The sequence below is a fragment of the Blastococcus sp. SYSU D00695 genome, assembly GCF_054050555.1.
Genome location: NZ_JBJGZP010000010.1, coordinates 20389 through 44774 on the forward strand (window position 1 = coordinate 20389; position 24386 = coordinate 44774).

At 77.7% G+C, this 24386-nt stretch carries 21 protein-coding genes; 11 read left to right on the plus strand and 10 right to left on the minus strand.

Going from position 1 to position 24386, the window contains the following annotated elements; translation table 11 throughout:
* The first annotated feature begins 193 nt into the window (after positions 1-193).
* Positions 194-2539: a HelD family protein gene (locus ACI781_RS08740; protein WP_456565696.1), complete on the plus strand. Its 2346-nt coding sequence runs from the start codon at positions 194-196 to the stop codon at positions 2537-2539.
* A gap of 75 nt (positions 2540-2614) precedes the next feature.
* On the opposite strand, the gene ACI781_RS08745 is transcribed toward ACI781_RS08740, so the two are convergent.
* A complete protein-coding gene (locus tag ACI781_RS08745) occupies positions 2615-3322 on the minus strand; it encodes a hypothetical protein (protein WP_456565697.1) in 708 nt (235 codons plus the stop codon).
* Between the two features lie 224 nt (positions 3323-3546).
* Between ACI781_RS08745 and ACI781_RS08750 the strand changes: the two genes are divergently transcribed.
* On the plus strand, positions 3547-5610 hold the full coding sequence (locus ACI781_RS08750) for a sensor histidine kinase (protein ID WP_456565698.1): 2064 nt from the start codon (positions 3547-3549) through the stop codon (positions 5608-5610).
* On the plus strand, positions 5607-6269 hold the full coding sequence (locus ACI781_RS08755; protein ID WP_456565699.1) for a response regulator: 663 nt from the start codon (positions 5607-5609) through the stop codon (positions 6267-6269). The genes ACI781_RS08750 and ACI781_RS08755 overlap by 4 nt, the downstream gene beginning before the upstream one ends.
* Positions 6270-6279: 10 nt before the next feature.
* On the opposite strand, the gene ACI781_RS08760 is transcribed toward ACI781_RS08755, so the two are convergent.
* Positions 6280-6534 (minus strand): hypothetical protein, encoded by a 255-nt coding sequence (locus ACI781_RS08760; RefSeq protein ID WP_456565700.1) that lies wholly within the window; start codon positions 6532-6534, stop codon positions 6280-6282.
* Between the two features lie 155 nt (positions 6535-6689).
* Entirely contained in the window at positions 6690-7904 is a 1215-nt protein-coding gene (locus ACI781_RS08765; RefSeq protein ID WP_456565701.1) for a cytochrome P450, read from the minus strand.
* A gap of 169 nt (positions 7905-8073) precedes the next feature.
* Between ACI781_RS08765 and ACI781_RS08770 the strand changes: the two genes are divergently transcribed.
* Positions 8074-9291 carry a DUF222 domain-containing protein gene (locus tag ACI781_RS08770; protein ID WP_456565702.1) on the plus strand — a complete coding sequence of 406 codons (1218 nt, stop codon included), beginning with the start codon at positions 8074-8076 and terminating at the stop codon, positions 9289-9291.
* 337 nt (positions 9292-9628) lie between these two features.
* Here the strand turns inward: ACI781_RS08770 and ACI781_RS08775 are convergent, their stop codons facing one another.
* Positions 9629-9958, minus strand: coding sequence for a nuclear transport factor 2 family protein (locus ACI781_RS08775; protein ID WP_456565703.1), 330 nt, complete (start codon positions 9956-9958; stop codon positions 9629-9631).
* Between the two features lie 101 nt (positions 9959-10059).
* Here ACI781_RS08775 and ACI781_RS08780 point away from each other — a divergent pair, with 101 nt between their 5' ends.
* Positions 10060-10962, plus strand: a complete 903-nt coding sequence (locus ACI781_RS08780) for a LysR family transcriptional regulator (protein ID WP_456565704.1) — start codon at positions 10060-10062, stop codon at positions 10960-10962.
* Between the two features lie 52 nt (positions 10963-11014).
* On the opposite strand, the gene ACI781_RS08785 is transcribed toward ACI781_RS08780, so the two are convergent.
* Positions 11015-11659 carry a hypothetical protein gene (locus ACI781_RS08785; RefSeq protein ID WP_456565705.1) on the minus strand — a complete coding sequence of 215 codons (645 nt, stop codon included), beginning with the start codon at positions 11657-11659 and terminating at the stop codon, positions 11015-11017.
* Between the two features lie 103 nt (positions 11660-11762).
* Between ACI781_RS08785 and ACI781_RS08790 the strand changes: the two genes are divergently transcribed.
* Both ACI781_RS08790 and ACI781_RS08795 read left to right on the plus strand, forming a co-directional pair.
* Positions 11763-12599 (plus strand): DUF1206 domain-containing protein, encoded by an 837-nt coding sequence (locus ACI781_RS08790; protein ID WP_456565706.1) that lies wholly within the window; start codon positions 11763-11765, stop codon positions 12597-12599.
* 53 nt (positions 12600-12652) lie between these two features.
* Positions 12653-13519 (plus strand): DUF1206 domain-containing protein, encoded by an 867-nt coding sequence (locus ACI781_RS08795; protein WP_456565707.1) that lies wholly within the window; start codon positions 12653-12655, stop codon positions 13517-13519.
* 60 nt (positions 13520-13579) lie between these two features.
* Here ACI781_RS08795 and fabG read toward each other — a convergent pair whose 3' ends face one another.
* From fabG to ACI781_RS08810, 3 genes are all read right to left on the minus strand, one after another.
* Positions 13580-14341, minus strand: a complete 762-nt coding sequence (fabG, locus tag ACI781_RS08800; protein ID WP_456565708.1) for a 3-oxoacyl-ACP reductase FabG — start codon at positions 14339-14341, stop codon at positions 13580-13582.
* 88 nt (positions 14342-14429) lie between these two features.
* Positions 14430-15641 (minus strand): acetyl-CoA C-acetyltransferase, encoded by a 1212-nt coding sequence (locus ACI781_RS08805; protein ID WP_456565709.1) that lies wholly within the window; start codon positions 15639-15641, stop codon positions 14430-14432.
* 102 nt (positions 15642-15743) lie between these two features.
* On the minus strand, positions 15744-16121 hold the full coding sequence (locus ACI781_RS08810) for an STAS domain-containing protein (protein ID WP_456565710.1): 378 nt from the start codon (positions 16119-16121) through the stop codon (positions 15744-15746).
* A gap of 212 nt (positions 16122-16333) precedes the next feature.
* Here ACI781_RS08810 and ACI781_RS08815 point away from each other — a divergent pair, with 212 nt between their 5' ends.
* Both ACI781_RS08815 and ACI781_RS08820 read left to right on the plus strand, forming a co-directional pair.
* Complete coding sequence (locus tag ACI781_RS08815) at positions 16334-16636, plus strand: hypothetical protein (protein WP_456565711.1); 303 nt, start codon at positions 16334-16336, stop codon at positions 16634-16636.
* Positions 16637-16921: 285 nt separating this feature from the next.
* Positions 16922-17287 carry a hypothetical protein gene (locus tag ACI781_RS08820; RefSeq protein WP_456565712.1) on the plus strand — a complete coding sequence of 122 codons (366 nt, stop codon included), beginning with the start codon at positions 16922-16924 and terminating at the stop codon, positions 17285-17287.
* A 56-nt stretch (positions 17288-17343) separates the two neighbouring features.
* On the opposite strand, the gene ACI781_RS08825 is transcribed toward ACI781_RS08820, so the two are convergent.
* On the minus strand, positions 17344-20346 hold the full coding sequence (locus ACI781_RS08825) for a sacsin N-terminal ATP-binding-like domain-containing protein (RefSeq protein ID WP_456565713.1): 3003 nt from the start codon (positions 20344-20346) through the stop codon (positions 17344-17346).
* Between the two features lie 59 nt (positions 20347-20405).
* On the opposite strand from ACI781_RS08825, the gene ppk2 reads away from it, so the two are divergent.
* Both ppk2 and ACI781_RS08835 read left to right on the plus strand, forming a co-directional pair.
* Positions 20406-21356: a polyphosphate kinase 2 gene (ppk2, locus tag ACI781_RS08830; protein ID WP_456565714.1), complete on the plus strand. Its 951-nt coding sequence runs from the start codon at positions 20406-20408 to the stop codon at positions 21354-21356.
* 75 nt (positions 21357-21431) lie between these two features.
* Complete coding sequence (locus ACI781_RS08835) at positions 21432-22970, plus strand: aldehyde dehydrogenase family protein (protein WP_456565715.1); 1539 nt, start codon at positions 21432-21434, stop codon at positions 22968-22970.
* Here the strand turns inward: ACI781_RS08835 and ACI781_RS08840 are convergent.
* Positions 22939-24336 carry an MFS transporter gene (locus ACI781_RS08840; protein ID WP_456565716.1) on the minus strand — a complete coding sequence of 466 codons (1398 nt, stop codon included), beginning with the start codon at positions 24334-24336 and terminating at the stop codon, positions 22939-22941. The two genes, ACI781_RS08835 and ACI781_RS08840, sit on opposite strands and share 32 nt — an antisense overlap.
* Between the last annotated feature and the right edge of the window lie 50 nt (positions 24337-24386).

Consider the following 24386-nt stretch of genomic DNA (forward strand, 5'->3'; position numbering starts at 1 on the left):
ACCGGCGGCGACGCTAGGAGCGCCCGGTGACACCGAGGTGACCTGCAGGTGGCGGCGCCGGACGCGTCGGGTGAGCCCGCTCTCACGCGGACCGTGACGGCGCGCGGGCCTCCGGGGGCGCGTGCGTGGCGGACCGCCGGCCGGCGAGCACAATGGCGGGTCCGTCCGCAGCGACCCGACAGAGAGAAGCGCGTTGCCGCCCACCCGGTCCGATGCCGTCCCCTCCACCGAGCCGACCTCGGCGCCGAGCACCGAGCTGGCCGCCGAGCAGGAGTACGTCAGCGACCTGTACGCCCGGCTCGACGCCGCCCGCGACCTCGCCGCCCGCCGGCTGCGCCAGGCGATCACCTCCCCGGCGGTCTCCCCGCAGGACCTGCAGGAGCGCGACGCCACGGTCCGCTTCCAGTCCGAGCGCGTCACCGCGCTGGACGCCGCCGAGGCCGGCCTGGTGGTCGGGCGGATCGACCGCAGCGAGGAGGGGCCGCTGTACATCGGCCGGATCGGGCTGGCCGCCGACGACACCGCGACCGACCCGGCGCTGGTCGACTGGCGCGCACCCGCGGCCCGGCCGTTCTACACCGCCACCCCGGTGCACCCGCTGGGCGTCGTCCGCCGCCGGCACATCCGCACCCGGGGCCGCGCCGTCGTCCGGCTGGACGACGAGGTGCTCGACGTCGCGACCGCCGCGGGCACCGAGGGACTGCAGCTGACCGGCGAGGCGGCCCTGCTGGCCGCCGTCGGCGCCTCCCGGACCGGGCGGATGACCGACATCGTCCGCACGATCCAGGCCGAGCAGGACCGGGTCATCCGCGCCGACGCCGCCGGCGTGCTCGTCGTGCAGGGCGGCCCGGGCACCGGCAAGACCGCGGTCGCGCTGCACCGCGCCGCCTACCTGCTCTACACCCACCGCGAGCGACTGGCCCGCCGCGGCCTGCTCGTCGTCGGGCCGACGCCGACCTTCCTGCGCTACATCGCCGACGTGCTGCCCTCCCTCGGCGAGACCGGGGTGCTGCTGTCGGGGCTGGGGCAGCTGCGGCCCGGCGTCGACGCCCGCGCCGAGGAGTCGCCGGAGGCCGCGGCCGTGAAGGGCCGGCTGGACATGGTCGAGGTGCTCGAGCGGGCGGTCGCCGCGCGCTCGGTGGTCCCGGACGCGCCGGTGGAGCTGGTCCTCGACGGGACCCCGCTGCGGCTGCGCCCGGTCGACGTCGCCCGCGCCCGGCGGGGCGCGCTGAGCCGCGCGAAGCTGCACAACCTCGCCCGGCCCGAGTTCGCCCGCCGCCTCGTCGACCTGCTGACCCGGCGCTACACCGACAGGCTCGGCGAGGGCATCGAGGGCGGCCGGGACCTGCTCGGTCGCGACGACGTCGCCGCCCTGCGCGACGACGTGGCCGGCGACCCCCGCGTGCAGGCGCTGGTGCAGCGGCTGTGGCCGCGGCTGACCCCCGAGCGGTTCCTGCACGAGTTCTACGCCGACCGCGCCGCGATCGCCGCCGCCACCCCCGGCTGGAGCGACGCGGACCGGGCCCTGCTGCACCGCGACCCCGACGGTCGGGCCCCCGGGGAGTGGACGCCGGCCGACGTCCCGCTGCTGGAGGAGGCCGACGAGCTGCTGGGCACCGACGACTCCGCCGAGCGCGGCCGCGCCGGCCGCGACCGCCGCCGGCGGCTCGCCGAGGCGCAGGCCACCCTGGACCTGCTGCACGGCTCCCGCTCCACCGACGTGGAGGAGTCCGACGAGGAGTCCGAGGTGCTCGGCGCCGGGGACCTGCTCACCGCCGAGCAGCTCGCCGACCGGCAGCGCGAGCTGGACCTGCGCACCACCGCCGAGCGGGCCGCCGCCGACCGCACCTGGACGTTCGGGCACGTCGTCGTCGACGAGGCGCAGGAGCTGTCCCCCATGGCCTGGCGGCTGCTGGTGCGCCGCTGCCCCACACGGTCGATGACCGTCGTCGGCGACGTCGCCCAGACCGGCACCCTGGCCGGCGCCGACCGCTGGGCCGAGGTGCTCGACCCGCACGCCGCCGGGCTGTGGCGGCTCGAGGAGCTGACCGTCAACTACCGCACCCCGGCCGAGATCATGGCCGTGGCCGCCGACGTGCTGGCCGCCGGCGGGACCGGGCTGACCCCGCCGCGGTCGGTCCGCGACAGCGGTGAGCCGCCGTGGGCCGCGCGGGTCGAGGAGGCCGAGCTCGCCGTGCGGGCGGCCGCGTGCGCCGCGGAGTGGGCGGGGCTCGGGGGGACGCTCGCCGTGCTCGCGCCGCCCAGCCGGGTCGCGGCGGTGGCGGCCGCGCTGTCCACGGTCCTCGACGACGTCACCTCGGGCCCGGCGGCCGACTCCGCCCGGGGTCCGGTGGTCATCACGCCCACCGAGGCGAAGGGCCTGGAGTTCGACTCGGTGCTGCTGCTCGACCCGCAGGGCGTGCTCGACGAGGGGGTGCGCGGGCGCAACGACCTCTACGTCGCGCTGACCCGCGCCACCCAGCGGCTCGGCGTCCTCACCCCCGGGCCCCTGCCCGCGGAGCTCGCCCGCCTGGCCTGACCCGGGCGGGCCGCAGCGTCCTCCCCCACCGCCCGGTGTGCGGGAGGACGCTGCGCCGGCCCGTCGCCGGTGCCGTCAGCACCTGGCCCACGCCTCGTCGCGCATCCGGAGCACGATCACCCCGCACCAGCCCAGCGACAGCGCGACCAGGGCGGTGCTGAGCGAGGGCAGCCACGCGTCCGCGGCGAAGAAGACGAAGACCGTCCAGCCGACGACGCCCAGCGCGACCGGCGGGAACGGGATGGCGCCGGCCCGCCACGCGGCGACCACGGCGAGGTTCACGCCGACCACCAGGCCCAGGATCGCCGGGACCGTGATCAGCGCCGACTGCCCGTACCCGTCGGTGGTCTCGTACAGGCGCACCGCGACGTCGGCGGGCAGCTCGGTGGCGGCGGCCACCGCGGAGAAGTCGACCGAGACCACCCCCGCCAGGCCGACCCCCAGCCCGGCGGCCACCATCGCCACCATCGCCGTCCGCGGGAGCCGGCGGCGGGCCAGCCGGACCAGGGTGAGCGCCGCGGGGAGCAGCAGCAGGTAGCCGTAGTGCAGGACCACGGCCGCCCAGAGGACGGGGCCGGTGTGCTCGACGGCGGTCTGCACGTACTCGGCGTCGGTGGCGCTCTCGTAGGGGATGAGCAGGAGGCTGGCGCACACCAGGGTGCCGGAGGCGAGCAGCGACAGCCCGCCGCCGACGCGGGCGAGGCGGGTGCCGGGCGGGACGGCGCCGGGAGCCGCCCCGGCGGGGACGGCCGGACCGGCGGCCGGGTCGGTCGAGGCGGTCATGGGGTCCTCCGGGAGATCTGGATCGGTGCGCCGACGCTCCCCCGCCCCGCGTCCCCGACCCCAGGGCCCGCTGTCCCGTCCCGCCGGGAGCGCGGGTGCCGGGAGCACTCCTGCGCGGTGCGGGTCCGGTCCTGCACCGGGGCCTCCCCCGGACGGGGGAGTCCCCGGGCGACGGGGCGCGCGTCCCTGCCGCCGGGGACGCCGTCCCCGGCAGGATGTCGCCCGTGCCGGACCCCACCGCCGACCGCGCCCCCGCCGGTCCCCGCGCCTGGCTGCCCGGGGTGCTCGCCCTGACCGGCGTCCTGTGCACGCTGGTGGCCGTGGGGCTGGGCGCCTGGGCGGGCGGCACCCCCGTCTACGGCGCCGACGCCGTGATGGGCCTGCTGTACCCGCCCGTCGCCGCGCTGGTGCTGCGGCGGGAGCCGGGCAACCGCGTGGGCTGGCTGCTGCTGACCACCGCCGTCTTCGGGCCGTACCTGCTGGCCGGCCAGTACGTGCAGGGCCCCGCGGCCGAGCACGGCTGGTCCGGGCCGTTCGCCGGGTTCGCCGTCTGGCTCACCGCCTGGGGCTTCACGCCCTACTTCGTCGTCCTGGCGCTGGTGCCGCTGTTCTTCCCGACCGGCCGCCTGCCCTCGCCGCGCTGGCAGCCGTTCGCGCGGGTGCTCGTCGGCGCCGTGGTGCTCACCGTGCTCGCCACGATGGTGCGCGGCAGCTCCGACTTCACCGAGGCGGTCGCCAACCCGCTGTCGGTGACCTCCTCGCTGGTGCCCGAGTACGTGCTGCGCGTCGGCTCGCAGGTCACCTTCCTGCTCGGCGCCCCCGCCGGCGTGGTCGCGCTGGTGCTGCGGATGCGCCGCTCCCGCGGCGTCGAGCGGACCCAGCTGCAGTGGCTGACCCTCGGCGTCGCCGCGCTGGTGCTGTGCACGCTGGGCTCCTTCGTCGTCGAGGCCACGCCCGTGACCGACGTCGTCTTCGCGCTCGGGTTCGCCGCGGTGCCGGTCAGCGTCGGGATCGCCGTGCTGCGCCACGGCCTGTTCGACGTGGGCCCCGTGGTGAGCCGCGCGGTGGTGTTCACCGTGCTGTCGGTGCTGCTGCTGGTCGCCTACGCCCTGTTCGTCGCGGCGGTCGGTGAGATCAGCGCCGGGGAGCGGCGGATCGCCGTCGCCGCGGCGGCCGGGGCGGCGCTGGCCGCCGCGGCCGGCTGGGAGCGGGCGCAGCGCGCGGTCGAGCGGCTGCTGTACGGCGAGCGGCGCGACCCGCTCGCGCTGGCCACCCGTGTCGGCGACAGCCTGGACCTGGCGGCGGCGCCGGCCGAGGCCCTCGACGCGCTCGCCGAGGAGGTGCGCCGCGGCCTGCGGCTGCCGCGGGTGCAGATCGCGCCCGCCGACCCGCGCCTGCCCACCGCCACCGCGACCGGCCCCGGCCGAGACGACGGCGACGTGACCGTGCTGCCGCTGACCTCGCTGGGCTCGGCCGTCGGCGAGCTGCGGGTGACCCACCGCTACCCGGGCGAGCGGTGGCGGCGCACCGAGCGCAGCGCCTTCGCCGACGTCGCCCGCCGCGCCGCCACCCTGGTGTGGGCCGCCGAGCTGGTCGTCGACCTGCAGGCCAGCCGCGAGCGGATCGTCGCCGGCCGCGAGGAGGAGCGCCGCCGCCTGCGCCACGACCTGCACGACGGCGTCGGTCCCGAGCTGGCCGGCATGGCGCTGCAGCTGGAGCGGCTGGCCGGCCGGCTTGGCGGCAACGAGGAGGCCGCGGCGATCGCCGGGCGGCTGCGCGACCAGATGCGCCGCACCGTGGCCGCGGTCCGGCGCGCGGTCGACGACCTGCGCCCGCCGGCCCTCGACGAGCTGGGCCTGGTCGGGGCGCTGCGGGAGCACGTGGCCGCCTACCGGCTGACCCTCGCGACCGCGGACGGCGCCCTGCCCGGGCCCGACGACGGCGAGGCCGGGGTGAGCGTGGTCGCCGACGAGCTGCCGCCGCTGCGGGCCGCCGTCGAGGTCGCCGCCTACCGGATCGCCACCGAGGCGGTCGCCAACGCCGTCCGGCACGCCGGGGCGACCCGCTGCCGGGTCCGCCTGGCCGTGACCGGCGACGTCCTCGCCGTCGAGATCGCCGACGACGGCCGCGGCATCGACCCCGGCGCGGTCGCCGGCGTCGGGTCCACGAGCATGCGCGAGCGCGCCGCCGAGGTCGGCGGCAGCCTCGAGATCCAGTCCGCACCCGGCGAAGGGACCACCGTGCGCACCCGACTCCCGCTGGCCACGACCGGGGCGGCGCAGCCGTGACCGCGCCCATCCGCGTGCTGGTCGTGGACGACCACCCGGTCTACCGGGACGGCGTGGCCGACGCGCTCGGCGACGAGCCGGACGTCGACGTCGTCGGCACCGCCGCCGACGGCGAGGCCGCCGTGGCCGCCGCCGCGCAGCTGCGGCCCGACGTGGTGCTGATGGACCTGCGCATGCCCGGAGCCGGCGGCGTCCCGGCGACGGCGCGGATCGCCGCCGCGCAGCCGGAGGTGGCCGTGGTCGTGCTGACCATGAGCGACGACGACGACTCGGTGTTCGCCGCCCTGCGCGCCGGCGCCCGCGGGTACCTGCTCAAGGAGTCCGAGGCCGCCGACATCGCCCGTGCGGTGCGGGCGGCCGCCCGGTCGGAGGCGGTCTTCGGGCCGCGGATCGCCGACCGCGTGCTGGCGTTCTTCGCCTCGTCGCGGGCCCGCTCGACCGCGGTCCCGTTCCCCGAGCTCACCGACCGCGAGCGCGAGGTCCTCGACCTGGTCGCGCACGGGCTGCCGAACGCCGCGATCGCCGCGCGGCTGTTCCTGTCGGAGAAGACGGTCCGCAACCGGGTGTCCGACGTCCTGGCCAAGCTGCACGCAGCCAGCCGCGCCGAGGCCGTCGCCCTGGCCCGCGACGCCGGTCTGGGGCCCGCGCCCGCGGGCTGAGCGCCGCCGGTCAGCCCGCGCGCGGCGGGCGGGGACGGCGGGCCGCCGGCCCCCGACCCGCCGGCATCCGCGGTGCCGGTGCCCGCCGGGCTGCGGTCAGCTCCACGACGGCCACGCCGGCGCCGGCCAGCACCAGGCCGACCACGCCCCAGAGGACGAGCGACACCCCCGCCGTCGTGGCCTGCACGCTCTCGGCGGTGACCAGGCCGACGAGGAGCACGAGCAGGGACACCGCCGCACCGATCGCCGCGATCCACCGGCTCACCCAGCCACCTCCTCCGTCGTGCGGGCCGGTCCGCGCCGGGTCCGCGTCGTCGGGGGCCACGGTCCCCCGCCCCCGGCGGCCCGTCCAACTCCGCGGGGCGCGCGTCGGTGGGGTCCTCGCGGACCGTGAGGGACCGGCCACCCAGGTGACACGGCTCAGCCGCGGACGCGCAGCACGACGCCGCTGGCCGGGCGGGCGGGGATGCGGCGCAGCGAGATGCTCAGGTCCTGTTCCGGCGCCTCGGCGTCCAGCCGCGCCAGCCGGACGGCGAGCGCCGACAGCAGGCCGACGGTGATCCGCTCACCGGGGCAGCGGTGGCCCGTCCGCGGGTCGCCGCCGCCCTGCGGGACCAGCTCGAACGCGCCGATCGAGCGGTCGAGGAAGCGCTCGGGCCGGAACGCGTAGGGCTCGGGCCACAGGTCGGGGTCGTGGTTGGTGCCCCACAGGTCCAGCAGGACCATCGAGCCGCGCGGGATCCGCTCGCCGTCCCACTCCACGTCCCGGGGTGCGCGGCCGCCGATGAAGGGCGCGAACGGGTAGAAGCGGCGGACCTCGTGCGCCCACGCCTCGGCGAACGCCGGGTCCCCGGAGGCCAGCCGCTCGCGGTGCTGCGGCCAGCGGGTCAGCGCGTGCCCGGAGAACGCGACGAACCAGGTCACCGCCGTCGTGGGGCGGATGACGTTGAGCAGCTCCACGGCCGCGACGCGGGGGTCCAGGAGCTCGCCGTCGGCGTCGCGGTGGTGGACGACGACGTCGACGGCCGAGCCCGCCGGCACCTCGCGGCGTCCGGCGCGCACGTCCTCGACCAGCACCGCCAGCTCCGCCTCGCGCCTTCCGCGGGCCCGTCGGGCACGCCAGTGCCGCGGGCCGCCGGTGGCGAAGCCGTCGACCATCGCCAGCAGGTCGCGCGCGAGGGCGGGCACCTGCTCGTCGGCGACGGGGATGCCCGCCCAGCGGCTGACCGCCCCAGCCAGGACCTCCGCGGCCTCGTCGAGGAGCACGATCTCGCGGCCGGTCCAGCCGGCGGCGGCGTCGTCCCAGGCCCGCGTCGTGCCCTCGACCAGCGAGGCGACCCGGTCGCCCATGAGCAGCGCCACGAACATCGCCTTGCGGACCCGGTGCTGGTCGCCGTCGAGGGTGTGGACGGCGCCCTTGCCGAACAGCGTGCCCTGGACCGGCTCGGGGAGGGCGTGCGAACGCAGGACGTGCGCCTCGTCGTAGAGGAAACGCCCCGCGTCGGGGCCCACGATGCCGGTCGCCGGCAACCCACCGAGGCGGACGGCCACGGTGCGCCGACGTCGGGCGCGGCGCGCGTCGGGCAGCCACCCGTAGCCCTTGGCGAACAGCAGAGGCGAGTTCTCGAGGCGCATGAGGTGCCCCCTGCCCACGGCGTCGTGCGCTGACACGGATACGGCCTCACGGCGTCCCTTCAAGCCCGTCCGCGATCTGTGGACAGCGCTCTGGGCTGGGGATTCATGTCGCCGACGATGCCTTGAGCCGGTATGATCGAACACGTGTTCGAGGCGTTCGGGAGGCGGGATGGGTGAGCTGCGGTCGGCGCTGGACGCCCTCGCCGACCTCGACCTCGACGACCTGCCCGACGGGCTGCTGCTCGACCACGTCCGTGAACTGGTGGCGGCATCCCACCGGCTGGAGGCGCAGGTGACCCGGGCGGTGCGCCGGGCCGACGTCCGCTCGGCGACCGAGCACGACGGCGCGGCGACGGCGAGGGCGTGGCTGCGCGGGATCGTGCGGCTGTCGGGCTCGGCCGCCGGGCGCCTGGTCGCGCAGGGGCGGGCGCTGGAGCAGCTCCCGGCCACCGAGCGAGCCTTCGCCGACGGGGTGATCGGCGCCGACCAGGTGGAGCTGATCGCCCAGATCGTGAAACCGGCGCACCTGCAGCTCGCCGAGGCCCAGGGCATCGACGTGCCCGCGGTCGAGACCGCGCTGGTCGAACTGGCGTGCCGGGGGACGCACCGGGACCTGCAGCAGGCAGTCGGGATGTATCTGGCCCAGCTGGACCCCGACGGGCCCGAGCCCGACCCCACCGAGGACCGCGCCCTCACCCTCGTCCAGCACCCCGACGGCAGCTGGACGGTCGGCGGCACCCTCGACGCGATCGGCGGGGAGAAGGTCGCCACCGCACTCGAGTCGATCGCCGCCGCCGGCCGCTACGCCGCCGACAGCCGCACCCGCGCCCAGCGCACCGGCGACGCCCTCGTGCAGCTGGCCGACCTGGCGCTGGCATCGGGTGATCTGCCGGTACTGCGCACCGTCAAGCCGCACGTCATCGTCACCGTCGGCCTCGAAGACCTGCTGGACCCGGCCACCGGACCGGCCGCCGCCGACACCGGCCTGCGCGCCACTCTGTCGGCCGCCCGCGCCCGCTGGATCGCCTGCGACGCCACCGTCACCCGCATCGTCCTCGACCCCGACGGACTCCCCCTCGACGTGGGCCGCAGCCAGCGCATCGTCCCCGCCCACCTCCGCAAGGCCGTCGAACACCGCGACGAGCACTGCGTGTTCGCCGGTTGCGCGGCCCCGCGGTGGTACTGCGACGTCCACCACGTCGTCGAGTGGATGTTCGGCGGGCAGACGTCCCTGGAGAACTCCGCGCTGCTCTGCGAACGCCACCACACCAACGTCCACCACGGCTACCGCATCGAACGCGACGACGGCGCACCACCAGGCCGGCGCTGGCGCACCTACCGCCCCGACGGCACCGAGATCGTCATCGCCGCGCCGCTCCGCGCCTGAGCGCAGCACCCCGCCCACCCCACGACCGGCACCCCGCGACCGACCTGGACGCGGGGAGACCAGCGCGCCCGGAGGCCACCTCCCGACGTGGACACGGGCAGCCGTCGGCGACGCTCCTCCCCCTCTGCCGGTCCACGGCGTGTCCGGTCCCCCGGCCGGCGACCGTCACCCGCGCGACGTGTGCCCTGGGGTGGGCCGGGGGTCCACACCCGGCCGCTCCTGCGGGTCACCGGGACAGCAGCCCCGCTGGCCGCTGACCCGCGCTCGGCGGGCACAGCACTCTGGCCCTCCGGTCGCGGGGGTCAGCCGGCACCGAGGATCTCTCTCGGGTCGAAGGTCACGCGGATGCGCGCGATCCGCCCACCCGAGACGTGCATCCAGTTGGCCACCGGGTGGGCGGGGCGACCGTCGTCCGCAGCTCGAACCAGGTGAGCACGTCGTCGCCGTCAGCCCAGCGCCGGACCACGACGACGTCGTCGAGCACCTGCGCCATCCCGAGCAGGCCGGCGACGCACTCGTCGGCACCCTGGGCCGTCCCCAGCGGGCCGGCGAAGTCGGCGTCGGGAGCGAGCACCGACCGCAGGCCCGCCTCGTCGCGCGCAGCCCACGAGCGGAAGTAGGCGTCGGCCAGGTCGGTGGGAGTCGTCGGGGCATTGGTCGCGGTCACGTCGTCCTCCTGTGCGTCGGGATCGGCTCTCCCCTCCACCGTGCGACGCGAAGGTCCAGAAGTCCAAGACACATCGGTGCCCGCTCCCATAACCTCTCATGGTGGAACTCCAACAGCTCCGCTATGCCGTGGCCGTCGCCGACGAGCGCAGCTTCACCGCGGCCGCCGCCCGGGAACGGGTGGCCCAGCCGGCCGTCAGCGCCGCGATCCGGCGACTGGAACGCGAGCTCGGCCTGCAGTTGTTCGAGCGCGGCCGGCACGGCGCCCGGCCCACCGCCGCCGGGACGGCGGTCCTGGCGCGGGCCCGGGAGACGCTGGCCGCCGCCGAGGCGGTGCGGACGGCGGCCGGCGAGCTGACCGGCCTGCTGACCGGCCGCGTCACGGTGGGCATGGTCGTCGGCTGCGTGTCCGAGGTGCTGGCCGACCTGCTCGCCGACTTCGCCCGGACCGCCCCCGCCGTCGAGGTCGTGCTCGTCGAGGGGACCAGCGCCGACCTGCTCGGCGGGCTCGCCGACGGGACCCTCGACCTGGCCTGGGTGGGCCGCGCCGACGCCCCACCCCCCGGTGTGACGACCGCGGTCCTCTACGAGGAGGACCAGGTCGCCGTGGTCGCCCCCGGTGACCCGCGCTCCCGAGACCCGCTGCCGGTGGCGGAGCTGGCCGCGCGGCGGCTGGTCGCGCTGCCCCGCGGCACCGGCGGGCGGACGGCGCTGGAGGCGGCCTGCGCCCGGGTCGGGACGACGCCCACGGTGGCGCTGGAGGCCACCGGCCTGGAGATGGTGCTGCGGCTGGCCGCGCGCGGTCTCGGCACCGGCGTGGTGCCGGCCTCGGTCGCGGCGGCCGCGACCGTCGACGTGCGGGTGCTGGCGATCGAGCCGCCCGTGCGCTCGCGGATCGAGCTGGCGTGGCGGGCCGGTGGGCCGCCGTCCCCGGCGGGGCGGGAACTGGTCCGGGTCGCCCGGGACCACGTGGCCCGGGCGCGCGACGGGAGGTCGGACCCCTAGAGGCCCGGGCGCGCGACGGGAGGCCGGGGCCCCGAGGCCCCGGGCCGGGGTCCTAGAGGCCCGAGCCGCACCCGCCGCCGGAGCACGCGCAGCCGCCGCACCCGGCGGGCTTCTGCGGCGGCAGCGGACGGGCGGCGGCGGCCCGCAGCCCGGTGGAGCCGGTCACGAGCACCACGCCGAACACCCCGACGGCCAGCGCCGCGACGAGAGTGGCACCGTCCCGGGCGCGGTCCCAGTCGGCCGCCAGCCCGGTGACCCCGAGCAGGACGGTCACCAGCACCGACCAGACGAGGGCGACGAGGCCCCCGCGACGGGCGACCCCGCCCCGCGCGAGCAGGGCGAGGCTGACGGCCAGCAGGCCCACCGGCGCGCCGACCAGCAGCACCCAGCCGGCGAGCGTCCCGGGCACCGCGGCGACGGCCAGCGCCGCCACGCCGGCCACGGCGGTGGCGGCACCCACCCCGCGCACCCGGCGGTCCAGGCCCGCGCGGCCGGCGCCGGCGAGGAGCACCCCGCCGCGGACCGCGGCGAACAGGCCGAGCGCCCCGAGCAGCAGCCGGGCGCCGCCGGCGTCCCAGAAGGCGGAGACGACCGCGACGGCGACCAGGGCCACGCCCAGCGCCAGCCAGCGGGGCCAGGCCCGCCGGGCCACCTCCGGGTCCGCCTGCACCGTCGCCGTCGCCACACCGCTCGCCACGGACCCAGTGTCCCCCACGCCCGGTCCACGACGGCTCGCCGGGCGCCGTGATCTCCGTTGTGCCATCTTCGTGCCGCACGGGGCGGAGGACAGGGGTGCCGGGATGAGCGTCGGGTCGCCGATGAGCGCCGCCGACCGGGCGGGTGGGAGCGACGGGCTGGAGAACGCGGCGCGCGTCGGTCTGGTGGCCTACGGCGTCGTCCACCTGCTGATCGCCTGGCTGGCCCTGCAGCTGGCGTGGGGAGGGGGCGGCGGCTCGGCCGACCAGTCGGGGGCCATGGCCACCCTCGCCGACTCCCCCGTCGGCACCCCGCTGCTGTGGCTCGTCGCGATCGGGATGATCGCCCTGGCCGCGTGGCAGCTCGCCGAGGTGCTGCGCTGGCGGCACGGGCTCACCGGCTCCGGGGAGGCCCGCAAGAAGGCCCTCGGCAGGACAGCGAAGTCGGTGGCCAAGGCGGTCGTCTACGTGGCGCTCGCCGTCCTGGCGATCCGCTTCGCCACCGGGTCGGGCAGCTCCAGCGGCCAGCAACAGCAGCAGACCACGGCCGGCGTCCTCGGCTGGCCCGGCGGCCGGTGGTGGGTGAGCCTGGCCGGGCTGGTGCTCGTCGGCGTCGGGGTCTACCACGTCTACAAGGGCGTCTCGCGGCGCTTCCTCAAGCAGATCGACCTCGCCTCCGCCTCACCGGGCGCCCGGCGGCTGGTCGAGCGGGTCGGCCTGGTCGGCTTCCCGGGCAAGGGAGTCGCCCTCGGCCTCGTCGGGGGCCTGCTGGTGTACGCCGCGGTCACGTTCGACCCGGAGAAGGCCAGCGGGCTCGACGGCGCGCTGCGCACCGTCCTCGACGCCCCCTTCGGCCAGGTGCTGCTGACCCTGGTCGCGCTCGGCATCGCCGCGTTCGGCGTCTTCTGCCTGATCCGCGCGCGCTACCCCGAGCGCACCTAGGAGCGCTCCGGCCGTTCCGGTTCGCGGGGACGGCGGCGCGGTACTGGACGCGGGTGCCGTCCCCCCGTGCCCTGCTCGACCGCGTCGGCGGCGCGGTCGCCCGGGCCCGGGCGGTCACCGACCACCCGGTGCTGCGGGCCTCCGCCCGCGGCGGGCTGGTCGCCTACGGCGTGCTGCACCTGCTCATCGCCTGGCTCACCGTGCAGGTGGCGCGCGGGGTCGGGGCCGCCGACGCCGACCAGACCGGCGCCCTGCGGACGGTCGCGGACGGGCCGGGCGGGCGGGTCCTGCTGTGGGCGGTCGGGCTGGGCCTGCTGTCGCTGGCGCTGTGGCAGGCCGGGGAGGTGCTGCTGTGGTGGCGCGGCCTGCTCGACCCGGCCCGCCGGGTGCGCACCGCCCTGGTGTGCGCGAAGTGCTTGGTCAAGTCGGCGGTCTACGCCGTCCTCGGGGTCACCGGCCTGCTGTTCGCCGCGGGTGCCGGCTACGAGGCCGACGAGCGCCTGCAGGAGCTCACCGGCGACACGCTCGAGGTCCCCGGGGGCGCGGTCGCGGTGGGCGCGGTCGCCGTCGTCGTCGCCGCGGTCGGCCTCTACACCGTCGCGCGCGGGGTCACCGGCGGGTTCATGCGCGACATCGACCTGCCCGCCGCGCCCGACCAGTGGGAACCGGTCATCGAGGTCGTCGGCCGGGTCGGGTACCTCGCCAAGGGCGCCGCGTTCGTGCTGGTCGGCCTCCTGCTCTGGCGGGCGGCGAGCTCCGCCGACGTGTCCACCGCGACCGGGCTGGACGGCGCGATGACCACGATGGCGGGGGTGGCGGGCGGCCCGTGGCTGCTCGGGGCGGTCGCCGCCGGCTTCGCGGCGTTCGGGCTGTACGCGCTGGCCCGCGCCCGCTATCCCGACCGCGACCCGTCGTCCTGACCCGCGGGCGGGCGACCGGGCACCCGTGCGCGGTGCAGGGGTGCCCGGTCGCCCCGGCGATCAGGTGCGGGGGCCGCCGGCCACGTAGACGACCTGGCCGGACACGAAGCCCGCGCCCTCGCTGACGAAGAACGAGACGGTGTGGGCGATGTCCTCGGGCAGCCCGCCCCGGGCCACCGGGATCGCCGCGGCACGCTCGGCCACGTACTCGTCCCAGTCCCGGCCGATGCGCTCGGCGGTCGCCTTGGTCATCTCGGTCTGGATGAAGCCGGGGGCGATGCAGTTGGCGGTGACGCCGAACTTGCCCAGCTCGATCGCGAGGGTCTTGGTGAAGCCCTGCAGGCCGGCCTTCGCCGCGGCGTAGTTGGCCTGGCCGCGGTTGCCCAGCGCCGAGGTCGACGACAGGTTGACGATCCGGCCCCACGTGGCGTCGATCATGTGCTTCTGGGCCGCGCGGGTCATGAGGAACGAGCCGCGCAGGTGCACCGCCATGACCAGGTCCCAGTCGGACTCGGTCATCTTGAACAGCAGGTTGTCGCGGGTGACGCCCGCGTTGTTGACCAGCACCACGGGCGGGCCGAGCTCGGCGGCGACGCGGTCGACGGCGGCCTGCACCTGCTCGGCGTCGCTGACGTCGGCGCCGACGGCGAGCGCGCGGCCGCCGGCGGCCTCGATCGCGGCGACGGTGCCCGCGGCCGCCGACTCCTCGAGGTCGACCACGGCGACGGCGAAGCCGTCGGCGGCCAGGCGCTGGGCCGTGGCCGCACCGATGCCTCGGGCGGCGCCGGTCACGATCGCGACGCGCTGGGACGACTCACTCATGCGTACTCCTCGGAGGACGGGGACGGGACGACGGCGAGCCCAGGTGGAGGGACCCGCGGCGAGGGGTGGGCGGCGGCGCGACCCGGCATCAGGCGCGCTCGAACAGCGCGGCCAGCCCCTGACCGCCGCCGATGCACATGGTCTCCAGGCCGTAGCGGGCCTCGCGGCGCGCCATCTCGCGGGTGAGCGTGGCGAGGATGCGGCCGCCGGTGGCACCGACCGGGTGGCCGAGGGAGATGCCCGAGCCGTTGACGTTGACCCGCTCGAAGTCCTTCTCCACCAGACCCCACTCGCGCGTCACGGCGAGCACCTGGGAGGCGAAGGCCTCGTTCAGCTCGATCAGGTCGACGTCGGCCAGGGTGACCCCGGCCAGGGCGAGGGCCTTGGCCGTGGCGGGCACCGGGCCGATGCCCATGGTCTTCGGCGGCACGCCGGCCACCGCCCACGAGACGAGGCGGGCCAGCGGGCGCAGCCCGAGCTCGGCGGCCTTCTCCGGGGTGGTGACGACGCAAACGGCGGCGCCGTCGTTCTGCCCGCTGGCGTTGCCGGCGGTGACCGTGGCCTCGTCGTCCTGGCGGCCCATGATCGGACGCAGCTTGGCGAGGGTCTCCACGTTCGCGTCGGGGCGGATGTGCTCGTCGCGGTCGACGACCGTGTCGCCCTTCCGGCCCTTGACCGTCACCGGCACGATCTCCTCGGCGAACCGGCCGGCCTCGGTGGCGGCGGCGGCCCGCTGGTGGCTGCGGACGGCGAACTCGTCCTGCTCCTCGCGGCTGATGCCGTACTCGCGGCGCAGGTTCTCCGCGGTCTCGATCATGCCGCCGGGCACCGGGTGGTGGACGCCGCCGGCGGTGACCCGGCCGCGGGCCAGGCCGTCCTGCAGCAGCACGCCCGGCCCGGCCTTGACGCCCCAGCGCATGGCCGTGGAGTAGAACGGCGCGTTGCTCATCGACTCGGCGCCGCCGGCCAGCACCAGGTCGGCGGCGCCGGTCTGGACCGACATGGCGGCGTAGAGAACCGCCTGCAGGCCGGAGCCGCAGCGGCGGTCGATCTGCAGGCCCGAGGCGGTGACCGGCAGGCCGGCGTCCAGGGCGGCGACGCGGCCGATCGCCGGCGCCTCCATGGTCGGGTAGCAGTGGCCGAGCAGGACGTCGTCCACCGACTCCGGCGGCAACCCGGTGCGCTCCATCAGCGCCCGGATGACGGTGCTGGCCAGGTCCTGCACGGGGACGTCGCGCAACAACCCGCCGAACCCTCCCACCGGCGTCCGCAGGGGCTCACAGATGACGGCGTCGCGCACGGGGACCTCCTCGACGAGGCGACGCACCCGGCCGCCTGGACGCCCCGAAGTCTCCCCCGTGGGGGCGGGCGGCGCCGCAGGGACCCCCTCGCCGCCCGGTGGTCAGGCGGCGCCGGCGCCCGCGCCGGGGGCCACCTGCTCGACCGCGAGCACCTCGGCCAGCCCGGTGACCTGGATGGGGCGCAGGACGGCGCGGGTGGCGACGAGGACCCGCAGGCGCGTGCCGGCCCGGCCGGCGCGCCCGTGCGCGGTGACCAGCGCGTGCAGGCCGGCGGAGTCGAGGAAGGTGACCTCGGTCAGGTCGACGACGACCTCGGCCGGCGCGTCGTCGAGCACGCCGTCCAGGGACTCGGTCAGGCGGGGCGCGGTCGAGCAGTCGACCTCGCCGGCGACGTGGACGCGCGCACCGGACTCGCTGCGCGAGGTGGTGACGGCGATGAGCTCGGTGACGGGGGGTGGGCCGGTCCGGTCCTGGGACACGAGACGCCTCTCGGAGGGGCGGGCCCGTACGGAGAACCACGGGCCCGGAGGGTCGTGGTGCGGCGAGGAGCTCGAGGGTGGCGCAGCGGCTGGCTGGTGAACCGCGTCCCGCACGCTACGGACAGGCCGCAGTGGTGACAAGGGAGAGGAGGTGCCGGTCACCTCACCGTCGCCGGCCGGACACCGGCCCGACCCGGGCGATACTGGTCCTCGTGCGCAGACGACTGGTCCCCGGGGCCCTGGTGTGGGCCGTCGCCACCGCGGCGGCCTTCCTCCTCCTCGACCCCGTCGTCGGTGCCGCCGTGGCGGTCTTCGGGGGCGCCCTCGTCGCCCTCGTCGTGACCGCGGCCGACTGGGACCAGCACTCCAGCTACGAGCAGCGGGAGGACGAGCGCGCCCGGAGGCGCAAGCAGAAGTGGGAGCGCGACGCCGGCAAGCGGGCCCGCGACCGCGCCCGGTGGGAGGCCCACCAGGCGCGCCAGGCGCAGCGGACCGACGGCGGCGGCACGGCCTGAGCACGGCCTGAGCGCGCGGATCCACGGGCGGCTCCCGACCGGCGCCGGCGGTCTGCGGTAAATCGGTGGCGCGCGCACGGCGGCGTCCCTAACGTCTGCGCCATGCGTTCCTGAGCCCCCCGGCACGTCCCCGCGGGTCGAGCACCGCTCCCCGCCGTCGCGTCCCCGCGCCGCCGTCCTGCCCGTCGTGGCACCGCGGCGCCCCCGCACCCGGGGCGCGTCCTCCGCTCCCGTACCCGGTCGCCGGCTGCCCGCGCTCCGGCGCGCACCTCCCTGGAGGTCCCCTTGTCACGCCCGCTGCACGCCCTCCCGCCCGCCGCCGTCCCCGCCCGCGACGCCCTGCCCGCCGCCGAGGTGGGGGACTTCGAGCGGCTGGTCCACGCGGTGGTGTCGGCGCCCTCGCCCGCCCTCGGGCCGGTGCTGCGCGCCCAGCTGCCCGGCGGTGCCGGCGTCCGCTGGCTGGCCGCGGCCGGCCTGCCCCCGACCGCCCGCGTGGCCGCGCTCGCCACCGACCAGTGGCTGTCGCTGTTCCGCTGCTGGCAGTCGGCCGGGCGGGTGCCCACCGGAGCCCCCGGCGGACGGCGCGGCGGCGGCCGGCCGTCCCCGCACGGCCACGCCCCCGGCGCGCACGCGATCCCGCGCTGGCAGTAGACCCGCTACCGAGGGACACCCCGCCGGCCCCCGCGGCCGGCGGGGTGCTCGCGCGCTCAGGTCCCGACGCCGTCCTCCGCGGCCAGCGCGTCCGCCCGGTCCGGCTCGGCGAACGCCTCGGCCAGCGCCTGCCGCAGCGGCCACGCGCCCGACCGCCAGGCCAGGGCCCGGCCCAGCGCGCCGGGACTGCCGTCGACGGCGTCGCGCTCCTCCCCCGGCCACCACGCGACCGCGCGGCCGCGGACGGTCGGCCGGTCGTGGACGGCGACCTCGCCCGCCAGCTCCGGCAGCCCCAGCCGGGCCGCGGCCACCCCGGCCCCGGGCAGGTCGGCCCACCGCGCCACCCGGGCGGGCGCGCCCTGGACCGCCCCGGACAGCTCCTCCCCGGCCAGCGGGAGGTCCAGCAGGTCGGCGACCGCCCCGGGCGCCCCGCCGGCCGGCACCAGCGGCCCGTCGGCCAGTGGGTACAGCCACGGCACGTCGAGGACCAGCACCCGCTCCCGGTCGGGATCGGCGACCCGCGCCGGGCCCACCCGCACCCGCGCCGGCGGCGCGACGTCGAGGCCCGCCAGCGCCGCGGCCAGCCGGGCGTAGACCGTCCGGAGCACGTCCGGCCGCACCGTCCGGTCCGGGTCCCCCAGCCGGTCGAGCAGGTCGATCGCGGCGTCCGGGTCGGCGAGGACGTCGTCCACCGTGACCGCGGGGGCCAGCAGGTCGAGCACGGCCGGCGCGGCCTGCGCCGGTTCGTACAGTCCCTGTAACTCCGTGCTGCCCGGCGCCCGCAGGCGGTCGGGACGGCGCCCGTCCAGGACCGGACGGGTGCGCAGCCACCAGCGCAGGTACCCGGGGACGGCGGTGCCCGCGAACCGGACGTCGGCCCGCACGTCCGCCGGGAGCGCGGCGAGCAGCGGCAGCGCCCGTGGCCAGTCGGCGACCAGCTCCAGGTCCCGGACGGCGGTCACCGGCGGCCACACCGGCGGGCCGCTCCCCGCGGGCAGCCGGTCGAGGACGGCGTCCGCCCACTCCCGCGCCCCGTCGACGTCCAGGTCGTCGGGGTCCTCGGCGCGGACGACGGCGAAGGTGTCCAGCACCCCGGCCGCGCGCAGCACGGCCGGGTCGTGCTCCGCCGCGACCGCCGGGTCCAGCGCCCCCAGCGACCCCGGCGCCAGCACCGCGGCCAGCGGCGCGCCGGGCAGCAGCAGGTCACCGGCGGGCGCCCAGCCCCCGGCGGCGTCGGGCAGGGCGAGCTCGGCCAGCCACGGCAGCGCGCCGGGCGCGGGGCGGGCGGCGGCCACCAGGGCGAGCACGGCGGCCGCCCGCCCCGCGGGGTCCCCGCCGGCGTCCTCGGCCGCGTCCAGCGAGTCCTCCACCGCGGCGCGGACGGCGGGGTGGTCCAGGACCTGCGCGGCGGTGGCCGGCCGGGCGCCCAGCCGCTCGAGCAGCCGCCGGGCCGCGGCCGGCGCCGCCACCTCCGGGGAGGCCAGCGGCAGCCGCAGCGGGTCCAGCCCGGTCGCCGGCAGGCCGGGCCCCGGCAGCAGCACCCCGGCGGCGCGGGGGGCGGTGCGCCCGTCGGCCAGCGGCACCGGCAGGGCGCCGAGCTCGCCGGCGTCGAGCCCGTCCAGGGCCTCGTACAACCGCGCCCACCACCGCGGCGGCCGGTCCACCCCGGTGACGGCCTCGGCGACCGCCGCCGTGCCGACGCGGCGCATGCCGAGCGCCGCCAGCGCCGGCGCGGCGGCCCGACCCGACCAGGCGTCGGGCAGCAGCCCGGGCACGACGCCGGCCAGCGCCGCGACCCGCCCGGGGGCGGGCTCGGCCAGCACGGCGGCCCGCCCGGGCGGCTGCCGGGACCCCGGCTCCCCGGCGACCGGCAGCCAGGCGCCGTCGCGCAGCCGGTCGAGCACCGCACCGCCCAGCGCCGCGTCGAGCTCGGCGGCGGCCAGCCCCACCCGCGGGACGAGGGCCAGGACCGCGGCGTCACCGTCCTCGGCGAGCGCGGCGACCAGGTCGGCGTAGGCGTCGGCCGCCACCCGGACGAGCAGGTCGGTCACCGGGCCGGGCAGGACGTGCCGGCGGTCGGGACCGAGCGGCAGGGGCGCGAGCAGCCGGGCGGGCAGGGACAGGGGCTCGTCGCTCGGGGTCGGGGCGTGCACGACCTGCGGCAGCGGGAGCGGCACCGGGCGGCCGTCGTCGTCCAGCGGCACGGCCCAGGTGGCGGCGGCGCGGCGGCGGTCGCGGTCCTCGACGGCGCGGTCGTCCCGGAGGTCGTCGGGCAGCTCGGCGGAGCGCTCGGCCAGCCGCCACGTCGTCGTCCGGCCGCCGTCGGTGAGCCGGGCGGTGTCCCCGTCGCGGGCGCACGCCAGCAGCCGGGACGCGCCGTCGACCACCACCTCCACCTCCGCCAGGCCCGGCAGGGCCAGCAGCAGCTCGGCGGTCAGGCCGTCCAGGGCCGCCCGCACGGCGGCGCGGGCACCGGCGCGCAGCGGCAGCACCACCTCGGTGGCGAACCCCTCCGGCGGGGCGCCGACGTCCGGCCAGGGCAGGCGCAGCACCGGCACGCCGCCGTCCCGGCGGGCGACCTCGGCGGCGAGCGCGGGGACGGCGGTCACCGCCGCCCGGGTCGCGGCGGCGCCGAAGCGGACCCCGCCGGTCGTGGAGAGCACCGCCGGCTCGTCGCAGACCGCGAGGACGGCGGCGAACCCGACGCCGAAGCGGCCGACGCTGCCCGGCTCGTCCCGCTTCGCCGACGCGCGCAGCGTGGCCAGGCCCTCGACGCCGGCCGCGTCCAGCGGGGCGCCCGTGTTGGCCGCCCGGAGCACCTCACCCGCCGGGCCGGGAGCCAGCTCCAGGCGCAGCCGGCCGGGGACGCCGGCGCGGGTGGCGGCGTCGGCGGCGTTCTGCGCCAGCTCGACCAGCAGCCGGTCCCGGTAGCCGCCGCGGACCAGGTCCTCCTCGGCGTTGGCGTCCTCCCGGAAGCGGGCGGGCGACGCCGACCACGCGGCCAGCACCCGCTCCCGCAGCGCGGCCGTGGCGAAGACGTCGGGGCGGGCGTCGGGCACGGTCGCCAGCATCGCAGCGGGACGGGTGAGGGCCGGTCCGGCCCGGGTATCCCCGCGGGGTGACCGCCCCCGCGCCCTCCCTCGCCTCGGCCATCGACCTCTCGCAGTACCGGCTCAAGGCCCTGCCCGACGTCGACTCCGACGAGGACTGGGACGACGACGGCGAGCTGTACGGCCCCGACGGGCGCCGGGTGGAGACCTGGCGGGAGGACTACCCGTACACCGAGCGGCTGCCCCGCCCCGACTACGAGCAGGAGAAGCGCCGGCTGCAGATCCAGCTGCTCCGCTTCCAGTACTGGGTCAAGGAGACCGGCCAGCAGGTCGTCGTGGTGTTCGAGGGCCGCGACGCCGCCGGCAAGGGCGGCACGATCAAGCGGTTCACCGAGCACCTCAACCCGCGCGGCGCGCGGGTGGTCGCGTTGGACAAGCCCTCGGAGCGCGAGCAGAGCCAGTGGTACTTCCAGCGCTACGTGCAGCACCTGCCCGCGGCCGGCGAGATCGTGCTCTTCGACCGGTCCTGGTACAACCGCGCCGGCGTGGAGCGGGTGATGGGCTACGCGACCGAGGAGCAGTACCAGCGGTTCGTCCGCCAGTGCCCGGAGTTCGAGCGGATGCTGGTGGACAGCGGCATCACGCTGGTCAAGTTCTGGTTCTCCGTCTCCCGCCGCGAGCAGCGCACCCGCTTCGTCGTCCGGCAGCTGGACCCGGTGCGGCAGTGGAAGCTCTCCCCCACCGACCTGGCCTCCCTGGACCGCTGGGACGACTACACCGCCGCCAAGGAGGCGATGTTCGCCGCCACCGACACCCCGTGGGCGCCGTGGACGGTGATCCGCAGCAACGACAAGAAGCGGGCGCGGCTGGAGGCCATGCGCTACCTGCTGTGCCGCTCGGAGTACGACGGCAAGGACGACGACGTCGTGGGCCGGCCCGACCCGAACGTCGTGGTGGCCGCCGCCGACGTCCTGGAGTCCGACCGGGAGGCCCTGGAGGACGCCGCCGGCACCTCCTGAGCGGCCCGCCGCCGGACGCGGTCGCGGGCCCGGGAGCGGGGGGTCCTCGCGCTACGCGCCGGTAACCTGCGGCTCATGTCGCTCGCCGATGACCTGGACACCGACGCCGCGGCCCCCGCGGGCACGGCCGACCGGGACGCCACCGCCCCGACGTTCGAGTCCACGGACCCGGCCACCGGGGCGGTCGTGGGGGTCTTCCCCGTGCACGACGCCGCCGCGGTCGCCGAGACCGTCGAGCGCGCCCGGACCGCCGCGCGGGCCTGGGCCGCCCTCGGCCACGACGGCCGCCGCACCCGGCTGGCGGCCTACCGCGGTCACCTGGCCCGGCACATGGACGAGCTCGCCGGCCTGGTGCACCGGGAGAACGGCAAGCCGCACGCCGACGCGGTCCTCGAGATCACCCTGGCGATCGACCACCTCGCCTGGGCCGCCAACCACGCCCGCAGGGTGCTCGGCCCGCGCCGCGTCCCCTCCGGTCTGCTCGCCGCCAACCACGCCGCCCACCTGGAGTACCAGCCACTGGGCGTCGTCGGCGTGATCGGCCCGTGGAACTACCCGGTGTTCACGCCGATGGGGTCGATCGCCTACGCGCTGGCCGCCGGCAACGCCGTCGTCTTCAAGCCGTCCGAGCACACCCCGGCCATCGGCGCCTGGCTGGCCGACGCGTGGCGCGCCGCCGTGCCCGACGCCGCCGACGCGCTGCAGGTCGTCACCGGCTCCGGCGGGACGGGGGCGGCGCTGTGCCGCGCCGGCGTCGGGAAGATCGCCTTCACCGGCTCGGCGCCGACCGGCCGTCGGGTCATGGCCACCTGCGCCGAGACCCTCACCCCGGTGCTCATGGAGCTCGGCGGCAAGGACGCGATGATCGTCGACGACGACGCCGACGTGGCCGCCGCCGCCGACGCCGCGGTGTGGGGCGCGATGAGCAACGCCGGGCAGACCTGCATCGGCATCGAGCGGGTGTACGCCACCGACGCCGTCTACGACCGCTTCGTCGCCGAGGTCACCGCGCGGGCGCGCGACCTGCGCCCCGGCTCCGGCGACGGGGCCGCGTACGGGCCGATGACGATGGCGTCGCAGACCGACGTCGTCCGCCGGCACCTGGACGACGCCACGGCCGCCGGCGCGCGGGTGCTCGTCGGCGGCACGGTCGAGGGGCGCTACGTCTCCCCGACCGTGATCGTGGACGCCCCCGAGGACTCCGCCGCCGTCCGCGAGGAGACCTTCGGGCCCACCGTCACGATCACCCGGGTGCGCGACGCCGAGGAGGCGCTGGAGCGCACCAACGCCAACCCGCACGGGCTGGCCGGCGCGGTGTACTCCCGGTCGCGGGCGAAGGCGATGGACCTGGCCCGCCGGATGCGCAGCGGCATGACGTCGATCAACGCGGTGCTGGCCTTCGCCTCGGTGCCGTCGCTGCCCTTCGGCGGTGTCGGCGAGAGCGGCTTCGGGCGGATCCACGGCGCGGACGGGCTCAAGGAGTTCACCCGCGCCAAGGCGATCACCCGCCAGCGGTTCCCGCTGCCGGGGAACCTGATGAGCTTCAGCCGGCCGCCGCAGGCCACCGACGGTCTCGTCCGCCTCATGGGGCTGCTGCACGGGCGCCACCGGTAGCGCTCCCGCCGCCCGAGCGTGTGCGCTGACGCGGCGCTCCGGGGCCCCGTTCGCGGCCGGGGCGCACACGCTCGGCCGGAGGCGGCGGGGTGCGGCGGACGATCGAGACCGACATGAGCGCCGCGGCCAGGCACAGCCCCCCGGCGACCAGCCAGGCCACGTCGTAGGACCCGGTGACGTCGCGGACGACGCCGCCGCCGAAGGCCGCGAACGCCGACCCGACCTGGTGGGCGGCGAACACCCAGCCGAAGACGACCGGCGCGCGGGCACCGAAGTGCTCCCGGCACAGCGCGAGCGTCGGCGGCACCGTCGCGACCCAGTCGAGGCCGTAGAAGACGATGAACACGATCATGCTGGCCTGCAGGTCGGGCCCGAACAGCGCCGGCAGCAGGAACAGCGACGCCCCGCGCAGCCCGTAGTAGGCCAGCAGCAGCATCCGCGGGTCGACCCGGTCGGTCAGCCAGCCGGACAGGACGGTGCCGGCGATGTCGAAGACGCCGACCAGCGCCAGCAGCCCCGCGGCCGTGGTCACGGGCATGCCGTGGTCGTGCGCGGCCGGGATGAAGTGCGGCTGCACCAGGCCGTTGGTCGACAACCCGCAGATGAGGAACCCGCCGGCCAGCAGCCAGAACACCCGCGAGCGCGCCGCCGACAGCAGCCCCTGGACGGCGGTGCGCGCGGCGCCGCTGCGGACCGGGTCGACGTCGTCGGCCGCCGTCCCGCCGTAGGGGACGGCGCCCACGTCGCGCGGGCGGTCCCGCAGCAGCCACGCCACCAGCGGGACGACGGCCAGCGCGGCCGCGGTCGTGCCCAGCGACGCCGCCCGCCAGCCCCAGGTGCCGTCGATCCAGGCGACCAGCGGGAGGAACACCAACTGCCCGGCCGCGCCGCCCGCGGTGAGGACGCCGGAGACCAGCCCGCGCCGCGCGACGAACCACCGGCCGGTGACGGTGGCGACCAGCGACAGCGCCATCGAGCCGGCGCCCAGGCCGACCAGCACGCCCCACAGCAGCACCAGCTGCCAGCTCGCCGTCATGAGGACGGTGAGCCCGCTGCCGAGCGCGACCAGCAGCAGCGCGCACACCACGACCCGGCGGATGCCGAACCGCTCCATGAGGGCGGCGGCGAACGGCGCGGTCAGCCCGTACAGCGCCATGTTGACGGCGACGGCGGCGGAGATGGTGGAGACCGACCAGCCGAACTCCTCGCGCAGCGGGTCGATGAGCACCCCGGGCACCGCGCGGAAGGCCGCCGCGCCCACCAGCGCCAGGAACGTCACCGCGGCCACCCACCAGGCGGGGTGGACCCGCCGGGGAGCGGCGGGCGGTGCGGCGGCGGGAGCCGGACGGGGCGCGGCGGTCGTCACGCCGGACAGGATCGCCCGCCCGGCCCCGGCACGACGAGTGGCCCGACGGC